The organism is Microbispora sp. CA-102843 (assembly GCF_050936215.1).
GTDB lineage: Bacteria > Actinomycetota > Actinomycetes > Streptosporangiales > Streptosporangiaceae > Microbispora.
In genome coordinates this window covers 7005818-7025254 of record NZ_JBNJNF010000001.1, presented here as the reverse complement: position 1 = coordinate 7025254, position 19437 = coordinate 7005818, and the positions used below count along the sequence as shown (strand labels likewise).

Here is a 19437-nt window from a genome sequence, read left to right as displayed (position 1 = left end):
TCACCCGAGGTCGGCGAGCAGCTCCTCCAGGAACGCGCCGGTCTGCGTGGCCGGCCGGGCGTCCACGCACACCTCGTTCATCACCTGCGTGTACGCCTCGGTGTCCTCGGGCTTGTCCAGGTAGAGGGCGCTGGTGAGCTGCTCCAGGTAGACGACGTCGGGCAGCTCGGGCGCTTCGAAGCGCAGGATCGTGAAAGGCCCCCCGCACGCGGCGTGCCCGCCGTGGTCGAACGGCACGATCTGCAGCGTGATGTTCGGCTGCTTCGTCACCTCGATGAGGTGTTCCAGCTGGGCCCGCATCACCTTCCGGCCGCCGATGGGGCGGCGCAGCGCCCCCTCGTCCATGACGGCCCACAGGGTCGCCGCCTCGGGCCCGGTCAGCCGCTCCTGCCGGCGCATCCGCAGGTCCACGCGCCGGTCGACGTCGTCGGCGGACCGCCCCGCGTTGCTCCGCAGGACGAGGGCCCGCGCGTACTCGGGCGTCTGCAGCAGCGTGGGCACGAACTGCAGCTCGTAGCAGCGGATGACGGACGCCGCCTCCTCCAGCCCCACGTAGAACTCGAACCAGCCCGGCAGCACGTCGCTGTACTTGTGCCACCAGCCGGGGATGTTCGCCTGCCGCGCCAGGTCGAGCAGCACGGCCCGGTCGTCGGCGTCGGTGATGCCGTAGAGCGTGAGCAGGTCGGCGACGTCCCGCTCCTTGAAGCCGACCCGGCCGAGCTCAAGCCTGCTGATCTTGGCGTGCGACCCGCGGATGGCACGGGCCGCCTTCTCCGGGGTGATGCCGCTCTCCCGGCGCAGCCGCCTGAGCTGGGCCCCGAGCAGAAGCCGCAGGGCCGTCGGGCCGCCGCGGGCGATCCCGGCCGAAGTGGGGGCGGTGCCGGCCGCCTGTGCGTTCACGAGGTCTCCATCGGCGACGCTACGGAAGAATTCCTAGTCAACCAATCGGGTTGATCATCCTACCGGACCGGGGTGAGGCCGTCTTTTCTGGGAACTTCCACGGAAAGTCGGGGACGCGCGACATTTGCACGTGCACGCGTGCTTGCATCCGCAAGGCACAGGGCAAGATACACGACGGCAGGGAAATTCACATCATGTAATGAGTGAGACCTGAGGGATCGGCGATGACAGCAGACCTGGCGGGCCCGGGAGCCGCGACAGCGCCTCCGTGGTTGACCTCGATGTTCGAGCGGGACGACGCCGCCGGCTTGACCCTGCCTCCCTCGGCGACGTGCACCTTTCACGGGCGCACCACGTCCGCCGCCGCGGCCCGTGATTTCACCGCCAGGACGTTGTGCGGCTGGGGTGTCCCCGGCCTCGTGCCGGATGCGCAGATCGTGGTGTCGGAGTTGGTGACGAACGCGCTGCGGCATGCTCCCGGCGACCCCGCGGAGGCCCCGCCGATCCGGTTGAGGCTGGTGAAGCACCGGTTTCATATCGGCTGCGGCGTGAGCGACGCCAGCGCCCTGGTGCCCGCGGTCTCGCCGTGGAGCGACCTGTCGGAGTCGGGCCGGGGGCTGCATCTGGTCGAGGCGCTGACCGCGGCGTGGGGATGGATCCTCACGCGGGGCGGGGGCAAGGTGGTCTGGGCGCTGTTCGACGCCTCGCCCGCCTCCTGATAGCCCGCCTCCCGATCAGTCCGCCTCCCGATCAGCCCGCCTGCTCGGCGATCTCCACGGCCCGCTGCCTGGTCGCCCTGGCCCGCAGGACGTTCCCCGTCCCGACCTGGGCCCGCGCCACAGGTCGTCGATCAGCCGGCCGGCCGAGACGACCTCGCCCCTGGCCGCCACGAGCAGCGCCGGCACCCCGCGCTGGCGCGGGGTGCCGAGCTGGGCGGGCGCGCCGTCGACCTCGGCTTCGAGCGCGCCGAGCACGCGGATGGGGATCATGGGCCGCTCAGCTCGCCGTCACGCCCGGGGCCCGCCCGCCCGGTACAGCCCTGCTCGGTCAGCCCTGCTCGGCCTCGCCGGTGACCTGCTCGGCGGCGTCCTCGGGCGACTGCTCCAGGTCCTGGTCGGCCTGAGCCTGCGCGGAGGCCTTGTCCAGCCGGACCCAGCTCGTGATGCTCTCGATCGCGAACAGCACGAGCAGGTACGCCGTGAGGACGGCCGCCACGGGGGTCAGCCATCCGGCGGCGGCGCCCACGCCCAGGACCAGCAGGCGGACCTCCCAGCCCAGCCCGGCCTGGTAGAGCCAGGCGGGCGGCCAGATGCCCTGCCGGGTGCGGTAGACGGTGTCGTACGTGTGGTAGCCGATCACGTAGATCAGCACGAACAGCAGCCACTTGGGCGTGTCCTCGGCCAGCCCGAGCAGGATGATGGTCACGAACTCGGCCGCGCGCAGCAGCGGGGGAGTGAGCCAGTCGAAGCGGCCCAGGTGGTCGCGGCCGGCGGTGGGCACGACCAGCACGAGCAGCACGGCGACGGGCACGAGCAGGATCGGGCCGTCGTTGAGGGTCCCGGCGACGGCCAGCGCCACGATCGCGAGCACCGCCAGCAGGGCCGCGGGCACGGGCGGCAGCAGCCGGCCCAGGGAGCCCTTCAGCGCGGTGGCGAGCGGGCCGTCGTCGCGGTAGGCGAGCAGGCGCGCGGTCTGGATGCGGCGGCGCTCCTCGTCCGGGTCCGGGAGCGGCGTGGTGGCCTGCGGCTGAGTGATCATGCGAGCGACCTCAGGATACGTCCGGTGAGGGTGTAGGTGGCCGCGACGCCGCCCCAGACGATCAGCGTGAGGAACGTCACCCGGGGGTTGAAGAACGCGGCGGTGATCGCGATCGCGGCGAAACGCTCGCCGATGGGGAACACGATCATCTTGCGGGCCCAGTGGACCGGGCGGAACTTTCCGGCCTTGGTCCAGAGCTTCAGCAGCCCGCGCACGCCGGTGTTCCGGCTCACCCTGCGCTGCTCCAGCGCCTCCCGCAGCGGACGGTCGTCGGCGACCGTCAGGTCCAGCGTGGGCAGCGGCACGGGCGCCTTGCGCCGGTTGGCCGCACCGAACGAGAAGTCCAGCAGGTGCTTGACCGACTGGAGGGCCAGCGCGACCAGCGCCAGCGTCCAGACGCCCTCGCCGTCGCCGAACTGCCCGGACACCGTCGCGCCGACCGCGAGGCCGATGAAGACGGCGTACTCCTTGAACCGGTCGAACGTGGCGTCCAGCCAGGCGCCGAGCACGCCGAACTTGCGCGCGTAGCGGGCGACTTGGCCGTCCACGCAGTCGAAGACGAACGCGAAGTAGATGAGGATCGCGCCGGCCACCGCCCCCCAGCGGGTGCCGGTGGAGAACGCGCCGGCCGACAGCAGGCCGAGGGCGATCGAGATCAGGGTCACCTGGTTGGGCGTGAGCCCCCGGCGGGCCGCCCAGCGGGCGATGAAGCGCGAGTAGGTGCTGACGAAGAACGTGGTGAAGAAGCCGTCGGCGCCCTTCACGGCGTTGTCCAGCCGGGCCCGGTCCTCGTCGTAGCCCGCCATCTCCGTCAGCGCCTCGTCGGCCTCGACCTGGCTGCGGACGCGACGGAAGAACAGGTCGCGGCGGCCCCGCAGGCCCACCGAAACGCCGCGCCGGACCAGGCCGAGCACGAGCAGCTCGGTCACGTCGTCCTCGGGGCCGAACAGGTGGGCCATGTCCGCAAGCTCGCGGGCGACCTCGGCGAGGGTCTGCAGGTGCCGCTGGTGGAGGTGGAGCGGTCCGAGCAGCACCGCGTTCGGCCTGGTCACCGCATGGTAGGCGGTGCCGACGGAGATGATCCGGCCGCGTCCGGCGCGGGTGCGCTGGGGCAGCCCCTCGATGACCTTCTCGCCGATCTCGGGCTCCGCCTCCTCGATCGGCACCTCCTCCTCCGGCGGCGCGTCCTCGTCCGTCTCCTGCCGCTCCTGGCGGACGATCAGCGCGACGGCCCCCCGCTTGGCCTTGGTGATCTGGTAGATCAGCTCGTCGTGCACCAGCGATTCGGCCGGCAGGATCAGCAGGTTGTCCTCCGCGCCCTCGACCGCGTCGGCCAGCGCGCGCAGGTCGCCGGCGACGTCACGGCTCTCCACCACCCGGCCGTACGGCCTGTGGTAGGCGGCGGCGTCCCCCGGCCTGGCGATCGTCGTCGGCTCGGGGTCCAGAGCGACGGCCTGCGCGAGCAGCCTGTCGTACGCGGAGGGGGCCCCGGGCAGCGATTTCAGCGCGATGGCCGCGGGCAGGGCGGGCTGACCGCCGGGCGGCGGGGGACTGATCGGGCCGGGCGGGGCGCCCAGCAGGACCACGCGGGTCATGGCAACCTTTCACGCAACGGGGGGAGATCAGGCCCTCAGGCTTGACCGGCGCGGGGAAGTCCGCCGGAAGCCAAAGCTTAGTGACCTTTCGGTTGAACCGATGCACCCCAGGTTTACCGTACGGCCCCTGTATGTACAGCTTGGGAATGGTTCGTCGCCCGGCACCGTCGCCGGATCATTACCGAATTTTCACCATTCGTGCCCCTCAATGGGGTGAATGCCCGGCAGGCGGGGCGGACGTCCGCGCGCACCCATACGATGGCGGGGTGAGCCTCTACCGGGACGAGGGCGTCGTGCTGCGCACCCAGAAGCTGGGTGAGGCGGACCGCATCATCACGATCCTCACCCGGCGCACCGGCAAGGTCCGCGGTGTGGCCAAGGGCGTGCGCAGGACGATGTCGCGCTTTGGCGCTCGGCTGGAGCCGTTCTCCCACGTCGACCTGCAACTCCACAGCGGCAGGTCGCTCGACGTGATCACCCAGGTCGAGACCCTCCATCCGTACGGCGAGGCGATCGTGGCCGACTACGCCAGGTACACGGCGGGGACCGCGATGCTGGAGACGGCCGACCGGCTGACGGTGGGGGAGAAGGAGCCGGCGCTGCGCCAGTTCCTGCTGCTGGTCGGCGGACTGCGCACGCTCGCCGAGGGCGGCCACGAGTCCCGGTTGGTGCTCGACGCGTTCTTCCTGCGCTCGCTGGCCGTGGCGGGCTACGCCCCCGCGCTGTCGGAGTGCGCGCGGTGCGGCGCGGAGGCCGTGCGCGCCTTCGCGATCGTCGCCGGCGGCGTGGTGTGCAGCGCCTGCCGCCCGGCTGGCGCCGCGGTGCCCGCCGCGGAGACGATCGCGCTGATGATCGCCCTGCTGCGCGGCGACTGGGCGGCCGCCGACGCCTCCGAGCCCCGGCACCGCACGGAGTGCAGCGGCCTGGTCGCCGCCTACCTGCAGTGGCACCTGGAGCACGGCATCCGCTCGCTGCGTCACGTGGAACGGGAGTGGCCGGGCCAGGCGGCCCGCAGCGAAGCGGGGATCATCTGACCGGCCCCGCCCGGCGGGGGTCCGGGGGTGGTCCCCCGGTGTCGACGGGTCCGGGGTCGTCCCCCGGGTGTCGACGGGTCCGGGAGCCGTCCCCCGGTGGCGTCCGTGCGCCGCGGGAAGCGCACGGAATCCGCACGGGATCCGCACGTCTCCCGCGCCTGAGGACCGGTCCGGACGCAATACCCTCGGGTACATGGTCCGTCCTCCCTCTCCGCACCCGTCCGGTGCCATCCCGCCCGCCATCCCGCGCGATCTGCTGCCGCGACATGTGGCGATCGTCATGGACGGCAACGGTCGCTGGGCCAAGGCGCGCGGGCTGCCCAGGACCGAGGGGCACAAGATGGGCGAGGCGTCGCTGTTCGACGTCATCGAGGGCGCCATCGAGATCGGCATCCCCTACCTGTCGGCGTACGCCTTCTCCACGGAGAACTGGAAGCGCTCGCCCGACGAGGTGCGCTTCCTCATGGGGTTCAACCGTGACGTCATCCGCCGGCGCCGCGACCAGCTCAACGCGTTGGGCGTGCGGGTCCGCTGGGCCGGGCGTCCCGGGCGGCTGTGGAAGAGCGTGATCAAGGAGCTTGAGGACGCCGAGCGGATGACGGTCGGCAACAGCACGCTGACCCTCCAGTTCTGCGTGAACTACGGCGGCCGCGCGGAGATCGTGGACGCCGCCGTGCGGCTCGCCCGCGACATCGCCGCGGGCCGGGTCAAGGCCGACAAGGTCTCGGAGAAGATCTTCGCCCGCTATCTGGACGAGCCGGAGATCCCGGACGTGGACCTGTTCCTGCGTTCGTCCGGCGAGCAGCGCACCTCCAACTTCCTGCTCTGGCAGTCCGCGTACGCCGAGATGGTCTTCCTCAACCAGCTGTGGCCCGACTTCGACCGCCGGGACCTGTGGCAGGCGTGCGAGGTCTACGCCAAGCGCGACCGCAGGTATGGCGGGGCCCTTCCGAACGAGGTGCCCCAGCACTCCGGCGCCGCGCGGAGCTGAGGCACGCGCGGAGCTGAGGCGCACGGGGCGATAGCGGCCCGGCGTCAGGAGGCGTCGCGGCGGCGGGCCCGGTACGCGGCGACGTGCATGCGGTTTCCGCAGGTGCGGCTGTCGCAGTAGACCCGGGAGCGGTTCCTCGACTCGTCCACGAAGACGTGGGAGCAGTCGGGAGCCGCGCACGTGCGCAGGCGATCCCGCTCGTTCTCCACGAGCACGTGGGCGAGGGCGACGCCGCAGTCGGCGGCCAGGTGCTCGGCGACCGACGCGTCCGGCGCGAAGTAGTGGATGTGGAGGGGATGGCCTTCGTGCTCGGTGAGGCTCGGCGTGATGCGGGTGCGCTCCAGCAGCGTGTTGAGCAGGCCGACCGCCGTGGGCTGGTCCGGCGCGGTGAACACGGCGTGGAACTCCTCGCGCAGGGCCCGGACCTCGGCGAGGTCCCGCCGGGTCACCGCCCCGACGCCGCTGACCTCCCGCCTGCGGACGAACTCCTCCAACTCGCCGACCTCGGCCAGCCCGTCGCGCTCGCCGGCGCCGGTGTTGATGAGGTCCACCACCGTCGCCAGCGAGTACACCATGTCATGGCTGAACGGCACGCCATCTCCTTTTGTCGCGGCGAACTTGTCGCGGCGCAGGCAGCGTATCTCTCGTAAGGCCCGCGCGGGGCGGGGTCAGCCCTTTCCGGCCGCCTCCGCACACGAGGAACAGGTGCCGAAGACCTCCACGGTGTGGGTGACGTCGATGAAGCCGTGCTCGGCCCCGACGACCTCGGCCCAGCGCTCCACGTCCGGCCCGGCCACCTCGACCGTACGCCCGCACTCCCGGCACACGAGGTGGTGGTGGTGCGTGTCGGTCTGGCAGGCCCGGTAGACCGACTCGCCCTCGTCGGTGCGCAGCACGTCGACCCGGCCGGCGTCGGAGAGCGACTGGAGCGCCCGGTACACGGTCGTCAGGCCGATCTTCGAGCCGACCGCGCGCATCTCGGCGAACACGTCCTGCGCACTGCGGAACCCCCGGCTCTGGCGGAGGATCTCGTGAACGGCGTCGCGGCTCTTCGTCATCAGGACTCCTGTGTACGGCTTCGCCCTACGACCTATCAGGTTAGGCCGGTTCGCGTCAGATCAGTCCGAAACGGGTGGCGGCGAGGAGGACCAGGAACGTCGCGACCGCCACACGCAGCAACCGGCCCACCGGACGCAGCGAGGGCCACGACAGATAGGCCAGCCAGGCGATGAACGCGAGCACCGGAAGCACGGCCACCCCGCCACGCCAGTCGGGCACCACCAGCCCGGCGATCAGCAGGGCCACCATGACCAGCGGGATCACCCAGCGCGGCTGCTGGAACAGGAAGACCAGCGGCGCGGCGCTCTTGCGCTCGACCGCCGCGCGCAGCCCGGTGGAGCCGGGCGTGAAGAACTGCTCGCCCGGCGGCAGCGGCCGCCGCACCCGCGGGGACGCCGCGTTCCCCCGGGCGGGAGGCTTCCTCGCCAGAGGATGGGCCGGCACCTCACGGCGCGGCGGTTCGGTTTCGCTTCCCACGCGTTCGAGCCTAGTGCGCATCCGCCCAATCTTCGCCCCGTCGCGTCGCCCGCGGTGCTCCTTCCGCCCGCGCCGCCCCCTCCCCGCCGGGGCGTACGCGAGGGGTGGCATGCTGGGCGGCATGCTCGCCGTGATCCGTTACTCGGTGCCGGGCGCCCGCGCCGACGAGTTCGCCGCCCAGGCGCGCGCCATCCTCGACCTGCTGGCCACGCAGCCGGGGTATCTGCGCGGGCAGATCGGCAGGGCGGTGGACGAGCCGGCCCTGTGGGCGGTGGTCAGCGAGTGGGAGGGCGCGGGCTACTACCGGCGCGCCCTGTCGGCGGCCCGGATGGTGATGTATCCGCTGATGACCCTTATGATCAACGAGCCCAGCGCCTTCGAGGGCGTCTACACGCCGCCGGGTGAGGGGGCGAGCGCGGGGACCGTGGGCAAGGCTTGAGCGCGGGGGCGCCGGATTCCCCTAAGCTTGAGCACGGATCCGGGCAGGTGGCCGGACGTCCCGCAGCCGCGACACGGCGGCCGGGCCAGCCAGCCCGCTTCAGCGATCAGCGCACCGCTGACCCCGATCTCAACGCCGACACCCAGCCGGATGGAGTTCCACTGATGGCACGTCGCACCGACGTCTTGGAAACGATCGTCAGCCTCGCCAAACGCCGCGGGCTCGTCTTCCCGTCGAGCGAGATCTACGGAGGCCTGCGGGCGTCCTGGGACTACGGCCCCCTCGGTGTCGAGCTCAAGAACAACGTGAAGCGCGAGTGGTGGAAGGCCATGGTGCAGGGCCGCGACGACGTCGTCGGCCTCGACTCCTGCGTCATCCTCGCCCGCGAGGTCTGGCAGGCCAGCGGCCACGTCGAGACCTTCAGCGACCCGCTCACCGAGTGCCAGTCGTGCCACAAGCGCTACCGCGCCGACCACCTCGTCGAGGCGTACGAGGCCAAGCACGGCAGCGAGCCGGCGGGCGGCCTGGCCGACATCACCTGCCCGAACTGCGGCAACAAGGGCGCCTTCACCCAGCCCAAGCAGTTCAGCGGCCTGCTGAAGACCTTCCTCGGCCCGGTGGAGGACGAGACGGGCCTGGCGTACCTGCGGCCGGAGACCGCCCAGGGCATCTTCATCAACTACCTGAACGTCCAGCAGTCGGCCCGCAGGAAGATCCCGTTCGGTATCGGCCAGGTCGGCAAGTCGTTCCGCAACGAGATCACCCCGGGCAACTTCATCTTCCGCACCCGTGAGTTCGAGCAGATGGAGATGGAGTTCTTCGTCAAGCCCGGCACGGACGAGGAGTGGCACCAGTACTGGATCGACGAGCGCCTGCGCTGGTACGTCGACCTCGGTATCAACAAGGACAACCTCCGGCTCTACGAGCACCCGAAGGAGAAGCTGTCCCACTACTCGAAGCGGACCGTGGACATCGAGTATCGCTTCAACTTCGCCGGCGGCGAGTGGGGTGAGCTGGAGGGCATCGCCAACCGCACCGACTTCGACCTCACCGCGCACGGCAAGGCGTCCGGCACCGACCTGTCGTTCTTCGAGCAGGAGTCGGGCGAGCGCTTCGTGCCGTACGTCATCGAGCCGGCGGCCGGTGTGGACCGCGCGACGCTGACCTTCCTCCTCGACGCCTACACGGTCGACGAGGCGCCCAACGCCAAGGGCGTGATGGAGGAGCGGACCGTGATGCGTCTCGACCACCGCCTGGCCCCGGTCAAGGTCGCGGTGCTGCCGCTGTCGCGCAACGCCGACCTGTCGCCGAAGGCCCGCGACCTCGCGGCCCGGCTGCGCCGCCGGTGGAACGTGGACTTCGACGACGCGGGCGCCATCGGCCGCCGCTACCGCCGCCAGGACGAGATCGGCACGCCGTTCGCGATCACGGTCGACTTCGACACCCTAGAGGACCAGGCCGTGACGATCCGCGAGCGGGACTCCATGGCCCAGCAGCGGGTCGCGCTCGACCAGGTCGAGTCGTACCTGCGCCAGCACCTCAACGACTGATCACCGCGACGAGGCGCCTGTCCGGAAATTTCCGGACAGGCGCCTTTTGCTGTCAGGCGGTGCTGTTATCGGCCCGGTGTGATCGCGGGTGTTATCGCGGGGTGTTATCGAGCGATGCAGGTGAGGGCGGGAACCGGAGTGCTCGCCCCGGACGCGAGGAACCCGAACGTCGTGCTCGCGCCGGCCGCGAGCGCGCCGTTCCAGTCGGTGTTCGCCGCGGTGACCGACGACCCGCTGCCGGTCAAGGCCGCGTTCCACGACTGCGTGACGGCCTGGCCGCCGGTGAAGGTCCAGGTGACCGTCCAGCCGCCGATCGCCGTGCCGCCCGCCGTGACCGCGACCTCGCCCTGGAAGCCGCCCTGCCACGCGTTCGTGACCTTGTACGTCGCGGAGCAGGCCGCACCCGGGGAGCCCGTCGGGCTCGCGCTCGGGCTCGGGCTGGGTGTCCGGCTCGGGCTCGGGCTCGTGCTGGGACTCTGACTGGGACTCGGGCTGGGGGAGGGGCTCGGGCTGGACGTCGTCGGCGTGATGGCGAGTTCGGCGTCGGTGAAGGTGCCGTAGGCCGGATTGACGTCGGTCTCCCCGCCCCTGCCGTCGCAGCCGCGATCGGGATTGAACATCAGGTAGGTGCCCGAGCCGCAGGCCGTCGAGAGTTCGGCGTCCCCGCCGACCACGATGCTCCCGCTGAGGTTCGCCCCGCCCTGGATCAGCGCGTTGTCCTTCACCACGGCGTTGCCGCCCACGGTCGCGCCGCTGTTGACCCAGGCCAGGCCCTCGATGCGGGCGTTGCCGCTGACGGTGCTGTTGCCGTACACGGCCGCGCGGGGGCCGACGTAGGCGGTGGCGGCGACGTTCGCCCGGTTGTCCACCCAGCCGCCACCGTTGGAGTGCCAGTGGCCCCCGGCGGGAGCGGCCGGGCGGGTGTACCCCGGCTCGAAGCCCGACGGCGCGGCGCCCTCGACGCGGAACTCGTACGGGTGCCGGTAGTTCTTCGGATACCCGTCGAGGTAGGCCCAGTGGTGCACGGTGCCGGGGGTCCCCGTCACGACGAGGTAGACCTCCTTCTCGCCCGGCTGGGTCTGGAAGGTGATCACGCCGTCCGCCGCGCTGCTCAGCGGGCCGTACCTCGGCACGCCGTTCTTCACGGCCACGAAGGCGTACGTCCAGCCCGACTGGGCCGCCGTGTTGACATGTCCCTTGAAGTGCAGCCGGATCAGGCCGCCGTCCGTGCCGGGGACGAGCTTGATCTTGTTGTAGCCGTAGTCCGACGGGGCGAGGGCGTCGGGGATCCGGTAGTGGCCGGCCGACGCGTTGACGGCCTCCACGGGCACCCCGTTGTACGCCGTGATGAACGGATAAAGGCTGTTGATGAACGGCATGACGTTCGCCCGGTTGGAGTAGTCCCAGGTCACCTGCCGCTGGGCGTACTCGCCGACCCGGGTGTTGAGCTCGGCCTGGCTGATGCCGCTGATCCGCCGGTAGGTCTCCAGCGGGTGCTCGGTGTTCTTGGCCTCGTTCCACAGGCGGTTGAACATGGCGAGCCCGTCGCGGTCCTTGACGTACTGCATGAGCATCCAGTTGCCGTAGTGGTGGCGGCTGCTGCTCCAGTAGAGGTTCTCGGTGCGCAGGAACCGGGTGAGGTCGCCCGCGGCGGTGGTGGGGTAGACCTGCATCGCCATGAACTCGGCGCTGGTCTCCCAGAACGTGCCGGCGGAGGGGTCGGTGAAGCCGTACCCGGACCGGCCGAGGAACGTGTAGTTCTGGAAGACGTGCCCGAGCTCGTGGGCCAGCCCCCAGGAGCCCGGCTGCGCGGCGGCGGGGGCGATGTTGATGACGCCGACGACGCCGTCAACGGAGCCGCCGGTCGCCCAGTCGTTGAGGTTCGCGTTCGACCACGTCTGCGTGACGATCACGATGATCTTGTATTTCGCCAGGTAGCCGGTCTCCGGCGTGAACTTCATCGTGTTCACGTAGAAGGAGTAGAGACTCTCCAGCTGGCTCAACATGTTGTCCGGGTCGAACCGGTACTGCGAGGGGGCGCTGCGGGGATCGGTGCCGGAGCGGTCGCCCCACAGCAGGATGAAGTTCGCGGACTCCTTGGTCCTGGAACTGCTCCACGGCACCTCGCCGGTGGTGGCCCACCGGCTGGGGATGTACACGGTCTTCGTGGCCGCGTACGAGGGCGCGGGCGCGGCGAACGCGGGCAGGAGCGCCAGCCACAGCGCCGCGAGTGCCAGGACGGTCTTTCTCCGGATCAGATGGATCATGTTCGCCCTTCCGAGGGGGAATCGGGGGCGCGCGAGGGCCGGCCCACGACCATGCGTGGACCCTGTCGTGAATGGACTCCGTCGCGCGTGAACGATGAGCTGACCGCCTGACCCGGTGCTCGCCGTGCTTGCGGGGTTCGGCGACCTCCCTTCTCGTGACGTCTATACGGTCGACTCGCGGATGATCAGACGGCACGGCATCCGGTGCACACCGGGCGTCGCCCGTCCGTCCATCGCCGCGAACAGGTGCTGGGCCGCCGTACGGCCGAGCACCTCCAGGTTCATGTCGACCGTGGTCAGCGGGGGCCTGGTCTCCGTGGACAGGACCTCCCAGTTGTCGTAGCCGACCACCGCGAGGTCCTCAGGCACCCGGCGCCCGCGCTCCCGCGCGGCCTCCACCAGGCCGGCCGCTATCTGGTCGCTGCCGCAGACGACGGCGTCCACCTCGGGGTCGGCGCGCAGGATCACCTCGGCGGCCTGCCGTCCCCAGCGCTGCGACCACACGCCGTACAGGACCTGGCCGCCGCCGGACAGCGGCAGGCCCGCCTCCTCCAGCGCGAGCGTCACCCCGGCCGCCCGGTCCTGGGCGGCCTGGTAGTGCTGCGGGCCGGTGATGTGCGCGATCCTGCGCCGGCCGAGGGTCACCAGGTGCCGTACGGCCTGCGCCGCGCCGTCCACGTCGTCGGGCACGAATGACACGTCGTCCGGGTCGTCGGACGGCGCGTAGGCGTACACGACGGGCACGGGCAGGTCGCGGCTTATCGAGGGCCGGGGGTCGGTGCTCTCGCCCACGACGATGAGGCCGTCCACTCGGCGGGCCAGCAGCGTGCGGATGTGGTGCTGCTCGCGGATGGCGTCGCCGCGGGCGTCGCACAGCAGCACCGCCATCTCGCCCGCGCCGAACGCGTCCTCGGCGCCGAGCAGCACGGGGATGCCGAAACGGCCGACGCTGTCACTGGTGAGCAGTCCCATGGTGCGGGTCTGCCCGGTCAGCAGGCTGCGGGCCAGCGCGTTCGGCTGGAACGACAGCTCTTCCGCTGCCTGGAAGACGCGCCTGCGGGTCTCCGCGCGAACCTGTCCCCGGCCGTTGAGCGCCTTGGACGCGGTCGCGATCGAGACCCCCGCGAGGGCGGCCACGTCGGTGATCGTGGCGGGTCGTTGCGGAGGAGCCATCGATACGTAAAACCTTTTCACAGTGAGGGCGACTACGGCCTTGCCGAAGATAGTCGCCAGTTCGTGACGGCGCAAGGACTATGCATGCCATTGACGGCGGCGTATGTTGCGGCTACGTTTCCGAAAACCTTTTAGGTCGTTTTCCGTGATCTTCACGCGAGGAGCACCTGCCAGCACGGCACACCCCCCGTAAGGAGCACCGATGTTCAGACGACTGCCGGCGATCACGGCCGCAGCGCTCCTGGCCGCGGCACTCGCGGCCTGCGGCGGCGGCGAGCCAGCGGGATCGGCATCGTCCGGGTCGAGCGGCCCGGTCACCGTCACGATGTGGACCCGCGCCGCCACCCAGGCGCAGAGCCAGCGCCTGGTCGACGCCTACAACAAGACCCACAAGAACCAGGTCAAGCTGACCGTCATCCCGACCGACAACTACCAGCCGAGGATCGCGGCGGCGGCGGGGGCAAAGCAGCTCCCCGACATCTTCGCCGCCGACGTGATCTTCGTGCCGAACTACACCTCCCAGGGCCTGTTCCTGGACGTCACCGACAGGATCGCCAAGCTCCCGTTCAAGGACGCGCTGGCGCCCTCGCACATGCGGCTCGGCACGTACGAGAACCGGCAGTACACGCTGCCGCACACCCTCGACCTGTCGGTCTGGTTCTGGAACAAGGACCTGTACAAGAAGGCGGGGCTCGACCCGGAGAAGGGCCCTGCCACGCTCAAGGAGTTCGCCGAGCAGGCCACCACCGTGCAGGAGAAGCTGGGCAAGGACGGCAAGGTCCACGGCACCTTCTTCGGCGGCAACTGCGGAGGTTGCTACGTCTTCACGTTCTGGCCGTCCGTCTGGGCCGCGGGCGGCGACGTGATGAACGAGGACGGCACCCAGTCGCTGGTGGACAAGTCGCCGATGACCGACGTCTTCGCGACCTACCGGAGCCTGTACGAGAAGGGCGTCACCGGACCGACCACGAAGGAGGAGCAGGGGCCGACCTGGACCGGCTTCTTCCCCAAGGGCGAGATCGGCGTGATGCCGATGCCGTCCACCACGCTCGGGTCGATGCCGGCGGACATGAAGATCGGCGTCGCGCCCATCGCGGGTCCCGACGGCGGCGAGTCCACCTTCGTCGGCGGCGACTCGGTCGGCATTTCGGCCACGTCCCAGCACCCGGACGAGGCGTGGGACTTCCTGTCCTGGTCGGTCGCCGACGAGGCGCAGGTCGAGGTCATGGCGAAGAACAAGGACGTCGTGGCCCGCACCGACCTGGCGGACAACAAGTACTCGTCCACCGACCCGCGGGTGGTGCTGATCAACTCGCTCGTCGCCAAGGGCAGGACGCCGTACGCGCTGAAGTTCGGCCAGACGTTCAACGACCCGCAGGGACCGTGGCTCAGGCTGGCGCGTGAGGCCGTCTTCGGGGACGCCTCGAAGGTCGCCTCGCTCAACGAGTCCATCAACCAGTCGCTCCAGCAGTGATGACAGGAATGACCCATGTGACGGCGGCCCGTGCGGGCCGGGGCCGACGTGCCCCGGCCCGTCCGGGCACCCTGCGCGCGCTGGCCGGGATGGCCTACGCGGCGCCCACCGCCGTGATCGTCCTCACCCTGTTCCTCGCCCCGCTCGTGCTGGTCGTCGTGATGTCGCTGCACAAGTGGCCGCTGCTCGCGTCATCTGCAGGCCATGCACCGACGTTCAACGCCCCGGCGAACTACGCGAAGATCGCCGACGATGCGCTGTTCCCCGACGCCGTGGTCTTCACGCTGAAGTACACCGCGATCATCACGGTGCTGCTGTCGGCGCTGGCCCTCGGCCTCGCGCTGCTGGTGCAGGAGCGCCGGCCCGGCGTCGGCTTCTTCCGCACCGCGTTCTTCCTTCCCGGCGCGGTCGGGTTCGCCGCGGCGGCGCTGCTGTTCTACGGCATGCTCAACAACGACGTCGGCCCGTTCGGGTTCCTCGGCGTGAAGTGGACCGGCACGCCGAACATGGCACTGACCTCCACGATCGTGCTGGTGCTTTGGCGCTTCGCCGGGTTCAACATGCTGATCCTGCTGACCGGCCTGCAGTCGATCCCGCTCGAGGTCTACGAGGCGGCCAGGTCCGACGGCGCGTCCCGGTGGCAGGTGTTCACCAAGGTCACGCTGCCGCTGCTGCGCCCCACCCTCGCGCTGATGCTGATCCTCAGCATCACCGGCTCGCTGCTCGCCTTCGACCAGTTCTTCATCTTCACCAACGGCGGGCCCGACAACAGCACGGTCTCGATGGTGATGGTGATCTACCGCAACGCGTTCTTCAAGTTCGACCTCGGCGGCGCCGCCGCGATCTCCGTCGTGCTGCTGGCCGTCCTTGTCGCGCTCAACACCCTCCAGCTGAAGGTCCTGAGATGAGGTACTACTCGTCCCGGTCGGCGCTGGCCGTGCTGTTCCTGTTCCCGCTGCTGTGGAGCGGCTGGTCCTCGCTGCGGGGACAGGACGGCGGCTACACGCTCGGCAACTACGCGCAGATGGCGCGGTTCGGCGAGGGCCTGCCGCGCTACTTCGGCAACAGCCTGCTGGTGTCCGTGCTCACGGTCGTCGGCACCGTCGTCGTCTCGGCGCTCGGCGGCTACGCGTTCGCCCGGTTCCGCTTCCCCGGCAAGAACCTGCTCTTCCTGGCCACGCTCGCGATCCTCATGGTGCCGTACGCCACCATCCTCATCCCGCTGTACGTCCTGCTCGGGTACGTCGGGCTGCAGAACTCCCTGGTCGGGCTGGCCCTGGTCTTCGTGATGTTCCAGCTTCCCTTCGCCACCTACATGATGCGCAACTCCTTCGAGGCCGTCCCGAAGGAGCTGGAGGAGGCGGCCATGGTCGACGGGTGCGGCTCGCTGCGCGCGCTGATCGGCATCCTGCTGCCCGCCGTACGGCCCGGCCTGATCACCGTCGGCCTGTTCGCGTTCCTCGCCTCGTGGAACGACTTCTTCGCGCCGCTGATCCTGCTCAACGACGGATCGAGCTTCCCGCTGCCGGTCGCCGTCGTCAGCATGACGCAGAAGACCTTCGGCGCGATCGACTACGGCATGCTGCAGGCCGGCGTCATGGTGATGGCGGTGCCCTGCCTGCTGCTCTTCCTCGTTCTGCAGCGTCACTACGTCCGCGGATTCATGTCAGGAGCCTTGCGTGGTTAGTCCCGTCGTCCCCTCCTCCGGCGTCCTCACCCCTCTCGGCCTGCCGGACGTCCGCCTGCTCCCCGGGTTCTGGGGGTCGCAGCCGACCCAGACGATCATCGACCACTGCTACACGTGGATGGAGCGGGTGGGGTGGATCGGCAACTTCGCGGGCGAGCCGCGGCGCGGACGCGAGTTCAGCGACTCCGAGGTCTACAAGCTGATGGAGGCGATGGCCTGGGCGGGCGATCCCCGGATCGAGGAGCTGACCCGCGTCGTCGCCGCGGCGCAGGAGCCCGACGGCTATCTCAACACCAAGTGGCCAGGCGCGCGGTACACCGACCTGGAGTGGGGCCACGAGCTGTACTGCTACGGCCACCTGATCCAGGCCGGGATCGCCCGCAAGCGCACGCACGGCGAGGACGAGCTGTGGGACCTGGTCCGCCGCGCCGCCGACCACGTCTGCGCGACCTTCATGGAGGGCGCCGGGGTCTGCGGGCACCCGGAGATCGAGATGGCGCTGGTCGAGCTCTACCGCGAGACCGGCGCGGAGCGCTACCTGGAGATGGCCCGCCGGTTCGTCGAGCGGCGCGGGCTGCCGGCGCTCGCCGACATCGAGTTCGGCCGTGCCTACTACCAGGACGACCTGCCCGTACGGCGGGCCGAGGTGTTCCGCGGGCATGCCGTACGCGCGCTCTACCTGGCCTGCGGGGTCGTGGACCTGGCCGTGGAGACGGGCGACAAGGAACTGCTGGAGACCGTCGAGCGGCAGTGGGAGCGTACGGTCGCCCGGCGCACGTACCTGACCGGCGGCATGGGCTCGCGGCACGCGGGGGAGTCGTTCGGCGACGACTACGAGCTGCCGCCCGACCGCGCCTACAACGAGACCTGCGCCGGGGTGGCGTCGGTCATGCTGGCCCACCGCCTGCTGCTGGCGACCGGCGATCCCCGCTACGCGGACCTGGTCGAGCGCACGCTCTACAACGTGGTCGCCGCGGGGCCGGCGCTCGACGGGAAGTCGTTCTTCTACGCCAACCCCCTCCAGGTGCGGGTGCCGGGGGAGAAGGTCGAGGGGGTCAGCCCGCGTGCGGAGGGCGGGCTGCGCGCCCCCTGGCGCGAGGTGTCATGTTGCCCCAACAACATCGCCCGCACCTTCGCCTCCCTGCCCGCTTACCTCGCGACCGCCGACGAGCGGGGAATCCAGATCCAGCACATCACGCCGTCGGTGATCGGGCACGACGGGCTGCGGGTGCGGGTCTCCACCGGTTATCCCTGGTCGGGAGCGGTGACGCTGACCGTCGACGAGGCTCCGGCGGACCCGCGCCGGATCACGGTGCGCGTCCCGAGCTGGGCGGGCGGCGGGGTGCACGAGTGGGAACGTTCCTGGCGGCAGGGGGAGGAGGTCCGTCTCGACATCCCGATGGCACCGCGCTGGGTCCGCGCCGATCCCCGGTTGGACGCCGTGCGCGGATGCGTGGCGGTCGAGCGCGGGCCCCTGGTCTACTGCGCGGAGTCGCCCGGAGACGCGCCGCTGCTGTCGGAGATCGAGGTCAGCACCGCCACGCCGCCGGTGGAGCGCGGGCCGTCCCTGGAGGTCGCCGCCCGCCACGTCGTCGCCGAGGAGGACGACTGGCCGTACGGGGAGGCCCGGACCGAGCAGGGTGAGCCGATGGTGCTGTGGCTCGTGCCCTACCACCGCTGGGGCAACCGGGGGCCCGCGACCATGCGCGTCTGGCTGCCCGAGGCCCACTAGAGGCCCACTGAAAGATTCACTCCGAAAACCTTTTCCGGCTAATCAGGATAATCCTGGACTGGTAATTCTCCGTGGATTTCAGTTGCCGGGGTGGCGGGGGAGCGGGCCGGTCGACTCCCGCACCACCAGCCGCCCCGGCTGCCGCATGACGCCGGACGTGCGGTGCCCGTCGAGGGCGGCCGACAGGTGCTCGACCGCCGCCGCGCCGAGCTGCTCCAGGTTGAGGTCGATGGTCGTCAGCGGCGGGCGGCAGTCGGCCGCCAGCGCCTCCCAGTTGTCGTAGCCCACCACCGCGACGTCGTCGGGGATGCGCCGTCCCAGGGCGGCCAGGGCCTCGCAGGCGCCGTCGGCGATCTGGTCGTTGCCGCAGAAGATCGCGTCCACCTCGGGGGCCGCGGTGATCAGCATCCGGGTGGCGTGACGGCCCCACCGGCGCGACCACTCGCCGAAGAACGGCTCGCCGCCGGCCAGGTCGAGGCCCGCCTCCTCCAGCGCCGCGCGCAGGGCGGCGGCCCGGTCGCGGGCGGCCCGGTAGGACTCCGGGCCGGTGATGTGGGCGATGTGGCGGCGGCGCAGCGCGATCAGGTGACCCGCGGCCAGCCGGGCGCCTCCCGTGTCGTCGGCGAGGATCGACAGGTCGGCGGGGTCGCTGGACTCGCCGTACACGTAGACCACGGGCACGGGGATGTCCCGGGTGAGGGACGGCCGCACGTCGTTGCTCTCGCCCAGGATGACGAACCCGTCGACCTGCCGGGCAAGCAGCGTGCGGATGTAGTGCTGGCGCCGGATGGCGTCGCCGCGCGCGTCGCACAGCACGACCGACATCTCCTCGTTGCCCAGCGCGTTCTCCACCCCGAGCAGCACGGGCATGGAGAAGCGCCCGCCGAGCTCGTCGGTGAGCAGCCCGATGGTGCGGGTGCGGCCGGAGATCAGCCCCTGGGCGAGCGCGTTGGGGCGGAAGGACAGCTCGGTCGCGGCCCGCCGCACCCGGGCGCGGGTCTCCTCGGCGACCTCGGCCCGGTTGTTCAGGGCCTTGGAGGCCGTCGCCACCGAGACCCCGGCCCGGGCGGCGACGTCGGTGAGCGTCACCATGCCGGAACGACGTCGGCCCACCGAAATCCTTTCGAAAGACATTTCAGAAAAGGCGCGGGGAGAAGGCGCCCGCACGCCCTGACCATATGCGGGTGAGCGCGCCGCCATCAATGCCGCAGGCGCGCTGATCCCGTTACCGAAAGTTAACGTTGCCGAAAACCTTTTCGGCGTCGATTGTGGGCTCAAGCGCGACATCCGCCCCCGCGGGT

The 19437-nt window shown here is 70.7% G+C and carries 19 protein-coding genes; 9 read left to right on the top strand and 10 right to left on the bottom strand.

The features are described from left to right. Positions 1 to 900: a helix-turn-helix domain-containing protein gene (locus ACQEVJ_RS32515; RefSeq protein ID WP_433107717.1), complete on the bottom strand. Its 900-nt coding sequence runs from the start codon at positions 898 to 900 to the stop codon at positions 1 to 3. Positions 901 to 1124: 224 nt separating this feature from the next. Here ACQEVJ_RS32515 and ACQEVJ_RS32510 point away from each other — a divergent pair, with 224 nt between their 5' ends. After that, positions 1125 to 1619 carry an ATP-binding protein gene (locus ACQEVJ_RS32510; protein WP_433107715.1) on the top strand — a complete coding sequence of 165 codons (495 nt, stop codon included), beginning with the start codon at positions 1125 to 1127 and terminating at the stop codon, positions 1617 to 1619. 15 nt (positions 1620 to 1634) lie between these two features. Here ACQEVJ_RS32510 and ACQEVJ_RS32505 read toward each other — a convergent pair whose 3' ends face one another. The 3 genes from ACQEVJ_RS32505 to ACQEVJ_RS32495 are packed head-to-tail and all read right to left on the bottom strand — an operon-like array spanning position 1635 to position 4253. Then, entirely contained in the window at positions 1635 to 1889 is a 255-nt protein-coding gene (locus tag ACQEVJ_RS32505; RefSeq protein WP_433107713.1) for an AfsR/SARP family transcriptional regulator, read from the bottom strand. Between the two features lie 58 nt (positions 1890 to 1947). Continuing rightward, the gene (locus ACQEVJ_RS32500; RefSeq protein WP_433107711.1) at positions 1948 to 2658 is read right to left on the bottom strand and encodes a DUF5941 domain-containing protein; all 711 of its coding nucleotides are present in this window, start codon (positions 2656 to 2658) and stop codon (positions 1948 to 1950) included. After that, positions 2655 to 4253, bottom strand: a complete 1599-nt coding sequence (locus ACQEVJ_RS32495; RefSeq protein WP_433107709.1) for a CDP-alcohol phosphatidyltransferase family protein — start codon at positions 4251 to 4253, stop codon at positions 2655 to 2657. The genes ACQEVJ_RS32500 and ACQEVJ_RS32495 overlap by 4 nt, the downstream gene beginning before the upstream one ends. A gap of 266 nt (positions 4254 to 4519) precedes the next feature. On the opposite strand from ACQEVJ_RS32495, the gene recO reads away from it, so the two are divergent. After that, the gene (gene recO, locus ACQEVJ_RS32490; protein WP_433107707.1) at positions 4520 to 5287 is read left to right on the top strand and encodes a DNA repair protein RecO; all 768 of its coding nucleotides are present in this window, start codon (positions 4520 to 4522) and stop codon (positions 5285 to 5287) included. Positions 5288 to 5480: 193 nt separating this feature from the next. Then, on the top strand, positions 5481 to 6278 hold the full coding sequence (locus ACQEVJ_RS32485; protein WP_433107705.1) for an isoprenyl transferase: 798 nt from the start codon (positions 5481 to 5483) through the stop codon (positions 6276 to 6278). Between the two features lie 44 nt (positions 6279 to 6322). Here ACQEVJ_RS32485 and ACQEVJ_RS32480 read toward each other — a convergent pair whose 3' ends face one another. The 3 genes from ACQEVJ_RS32480 to ACQEVJ_RS32470 all read right to left on the bottom strand — a co-directional run bounded on the left by ACQEVJ_RS32480 (position 6323) and on the right by ACQEVJ_RS32470 (position 7814). Further along, entirely contained in the window at positions 6323 to 6871 is a 549-nt protein-coding gene (locus ACQEVJ_RS32480) for a CGNR zinc finger domain-containing protein (RefSeq protein ID WP_433107703.1), read from the bottom strand. Between the two features lie 75 nt (positions 6872 to 6946). Then, on the bottom strand, positions 6947 to 7336 hold the full coding sequence (locus ACQEVJ_RS32475; RefSeq protein ID WP_433107701.1) for a Fur family transcriptional regulator: 390 nt from the start codon (positions 7334 to 7336) through the stop codon (positions 6947 to 6949). 55 nt (positions 7337 to 7391) lie between these two features. Beyond that, positions 7392 to 7814 carry a DUF6703 family protein gene (locus ACQEVJ_RS32470; protein WP_433107699.1) on the bottom strand — a complete coding sequence of 141 codons (423 nt, stop codon included), beginning with the start codon at positions 7812 to 7814 and terminating at the stop codon, positions 7392 to 7394. A 121-nt stretch (positions 7815 to 7935) separates the two neighbouring features. Here ACQEVJ_RS32470 and ACQEVJ_RS32465 point away from each other — a divergent pair, with 121 nt between their 5' ends. Both ACQEVJ_RS32465 and ACQEVJ_RS32460 read left to right on the top strand, forming a co-directional pair. After that, entirely contained in the window at positions 7936 to 8253 is a 318-nt protein-coding gene (locus ACQEVJ_RS32465) for an antibiotic biosynthesis monooxygenase family protein (protein ID WP_433107697.1), read from the top strand. A 164-nt stretch (positions 8254 to 8417) separates the two neighbouring features. Next, a complete protein-coding gene (locus ACQEVJ_RS32460; protein ID WP_433107695.1) occupies positions 8418 to 9803 on the top strand; it encodes a glycine--tRNA ligase in 1386 nt (461 codons plus the stop codon). A 104-nt stretch (positions 9804 to 9907) separates the two neighbouring features. On the opposite strand, the gene ACQEVJ_RS32455 is transcribed toward ACQEVJ_RS32460, so the two are convergent. Together ACQEVJ_RS32455 and ACQEVJ_RS32450 are read right to left on the bottom strand one after the other, a co-directional pair. Next, positions 9908 to 12070 (bottom strand): DUF6055 domain-containing protein, encoded by a 2163-nt coding sequence (locus ACQEVJ_RS32455; RefSeq protein ID WP_433107693.1) that lies wholly within the window; start codon positions 12068 to 12070, stop codon positions 9908 to 9910. A 162-nt stretch (positions 12071 to 12232) separates the two neighbouring features. Continuing rightward, positions 12233 to 13243: a LacI family DNA-binding transcriptional regulator gene (locus ACQEVJ_RS32450; protein WP_433107691.1), complete on the bottom strand. Its 1011-nt coding sequence runs from the start codon at positions 13241 to 13243 to the stop codon at positions 12233 to 12235. A gap of 202 nt (positions 13244 to 13445) precedes the next feature. Between ACQEVJ_RS32450 and ACQEVJ_RS32445 the strand changes: the two genes are divergently transcribed. From ACQEVJ_RS32445 to ACQEVJ_RS32430, 4 genes are read left to right on the top strand one after another with little or no spacing between them, the layout of a single operon-like run. After that, entirely contained in the window at positions 13446 to 14717 is a 1272-nt protein-coding gene (locus tag ACQEVJ_RS32445; RefSeq protein ID WP_433107689.1) for an ABC transporter substrate-binding protein, read from the top strand. Between the two features lie 8 nt (positions 14718 to 14725). Then, positions 14726 to 15625, top strand: a complete 900-nt coding sequence (locus ACQEVJ_RS32440; RefSeq protein ID WP_433107687.1) for a carbohydrate ABC transporter permease — start codon at positions 14726 to 14728, stop codon at positions 15623 to 15625. Next, positions 15622 to 16404, top strand: coding sequence for a carbohydrate ABC transporter permease (locus tag ACQEVJ_RS32435; RefSeq protein WP_433107685.1), 783 nt, complete (start codon positions 15622 to 15624; stop codon positions 16402 to 16404). The genes ACQEVJ_RS32440 and ACQEVJ_RS32435 overlap by 4 nt, the downstream gene beginning before the upstream one ends. Beyond that, positions 16397 to 18136 carry a glycoside hydrolase family 127 protein gene (locus tag ACQEVJ_RS32430; protein WP_433107683.1) on the top strand — a complete coding sequence of 580 codons (1740 nt, stop codon included), beginning with the start codon at positions 16397 to 16399 and terminating at the stop codon, positions 18134 to 18136. The genes ACQEVJ_RS32435 and ACQEVJ_RS32430 overlap by 8 nt, the downstream gene beginning before the upstream one ends. 78 nt (positions 18137 to 18214) lie before the next feature. On the opposite strand, the gene ACQEVJ_RS32425 is transcribed toward ACQEVJ_RS32430, so the two are convergent. Next, the gene (locus tag ACQEVJ_RS32425) at positions 18215 to 19249 is read right to left on the bottom strand and encodes a LacI family DNA-binding transcriptional regulator (protein ID WP_433107681.1); all 1035 of its coding nucleotides are present in this window, start codon (positions 19247 to 19249) and stop codon (positions 18215 to 18217) included. Between the last annotated feature and the right edge of the window lie 188 nt (positions 19250 to 19437).

Excerpts from the sequence above, each read along its gene's own strand:
- ACQEVJ_RS32510 (WP_433107715.1), top strand. The coding sequence starts at position 1,125 with ATGACAGCAGACCTGGCGGGCCCGGGAGCCGCGACAGCGCCTCCGTGG.
- ACQEVJ_RS32505 (WP_433107713.1), bottom strand. The coding sequence starts at position 1,889 with ATGATCCCCATCCGCGTGCTCGGCGCGCTCGAAGCCGAGGTCGACGGC.
- ACQEVJ_RS32500 (WP_433107711.1), bottom strand. The coding sequence starts at position 2,658 with ATGATCACTCAGCCGCAGGCCACCACGCCGCTCCCGGACCCGGACGAG.
- ACQEVJ_RS32495 (WP_433107709.1), bottom strand. The coding sequence starts at position 4,253 with ATGACCCGCGTGGTCCTGCTGGGCGCCCCGCCCGGCCCGATCAGTCCC.
- ACQEVJ_RS32485 (WP_433107705.1), top strand. The coding sequence starts at position 5,481 with ATGGTCCGTCCTCCCTCTCCGCACCCGTCCGGTGCCATCCCGCCCGCC.
- ACQEVJ_RS32475 (WP_433107701.1), bottom strand. The coding sequence starts at position 7,336 with ATGACGAAGAGCCGCGACGCCGTTCACGAGATCCTCCGCCAGAGCCGG.
- ACQEVJ_RS32465 (WP_433107697.1), top strand. The coding sequence starts at position 7,936 with ATGCTCGCCGTGATCCGTTACTCGGTGCCGGGCGCCCGCGCCGACGAG.
- ACQEVJ_RS32460 (WP_433107695.1), top strand. The coding sequence starts at position 8,418 with ATGGCACGTCGCACCGACGTCTTGGAAACGATCGTCAGCCTCGCCAAA.
- ACQEVJ_RS32455 (WP_433107693.1), bottom strand. The coding sequence starts at position 12,070 with ATGATCCATCTGATCCGGAGAAAGACCGTCCTGGCACTCGCGGCGCTG.
- ACQEVJ_RS32450 (WP_433107691.1), bottom strand. The coding sequence starts at position 13,243 with ATGGCTCCTCCGCAACGACCCGCCACGATCACCGACGTGGCCGCCCTC.
- ACQEVJ_RS32445 (WP_433107689.1), top strand. The coding sequence starts at position 13,446 with ATGTTCAGACGACTGCCGGCGATCACGGCCGCAGCGCTCCTGGCCGCG.
- ACQEVJ_RS32440 (WP_433107687.1), top strand. The coding sequence starts at position 14,726 with ATGACCCATGTGACGGCGGCCCGTGCGGGCCGGGGCCGACGTGCCCCG.
- ACQEVJ_RS32435 (WP_433107685.1), top strand. The coding sequence starts at position 15,622 with ATGAGGTACTACTCGTCCCGGTCGGCGCTGGCCGTGCTGTTCCTGTTC.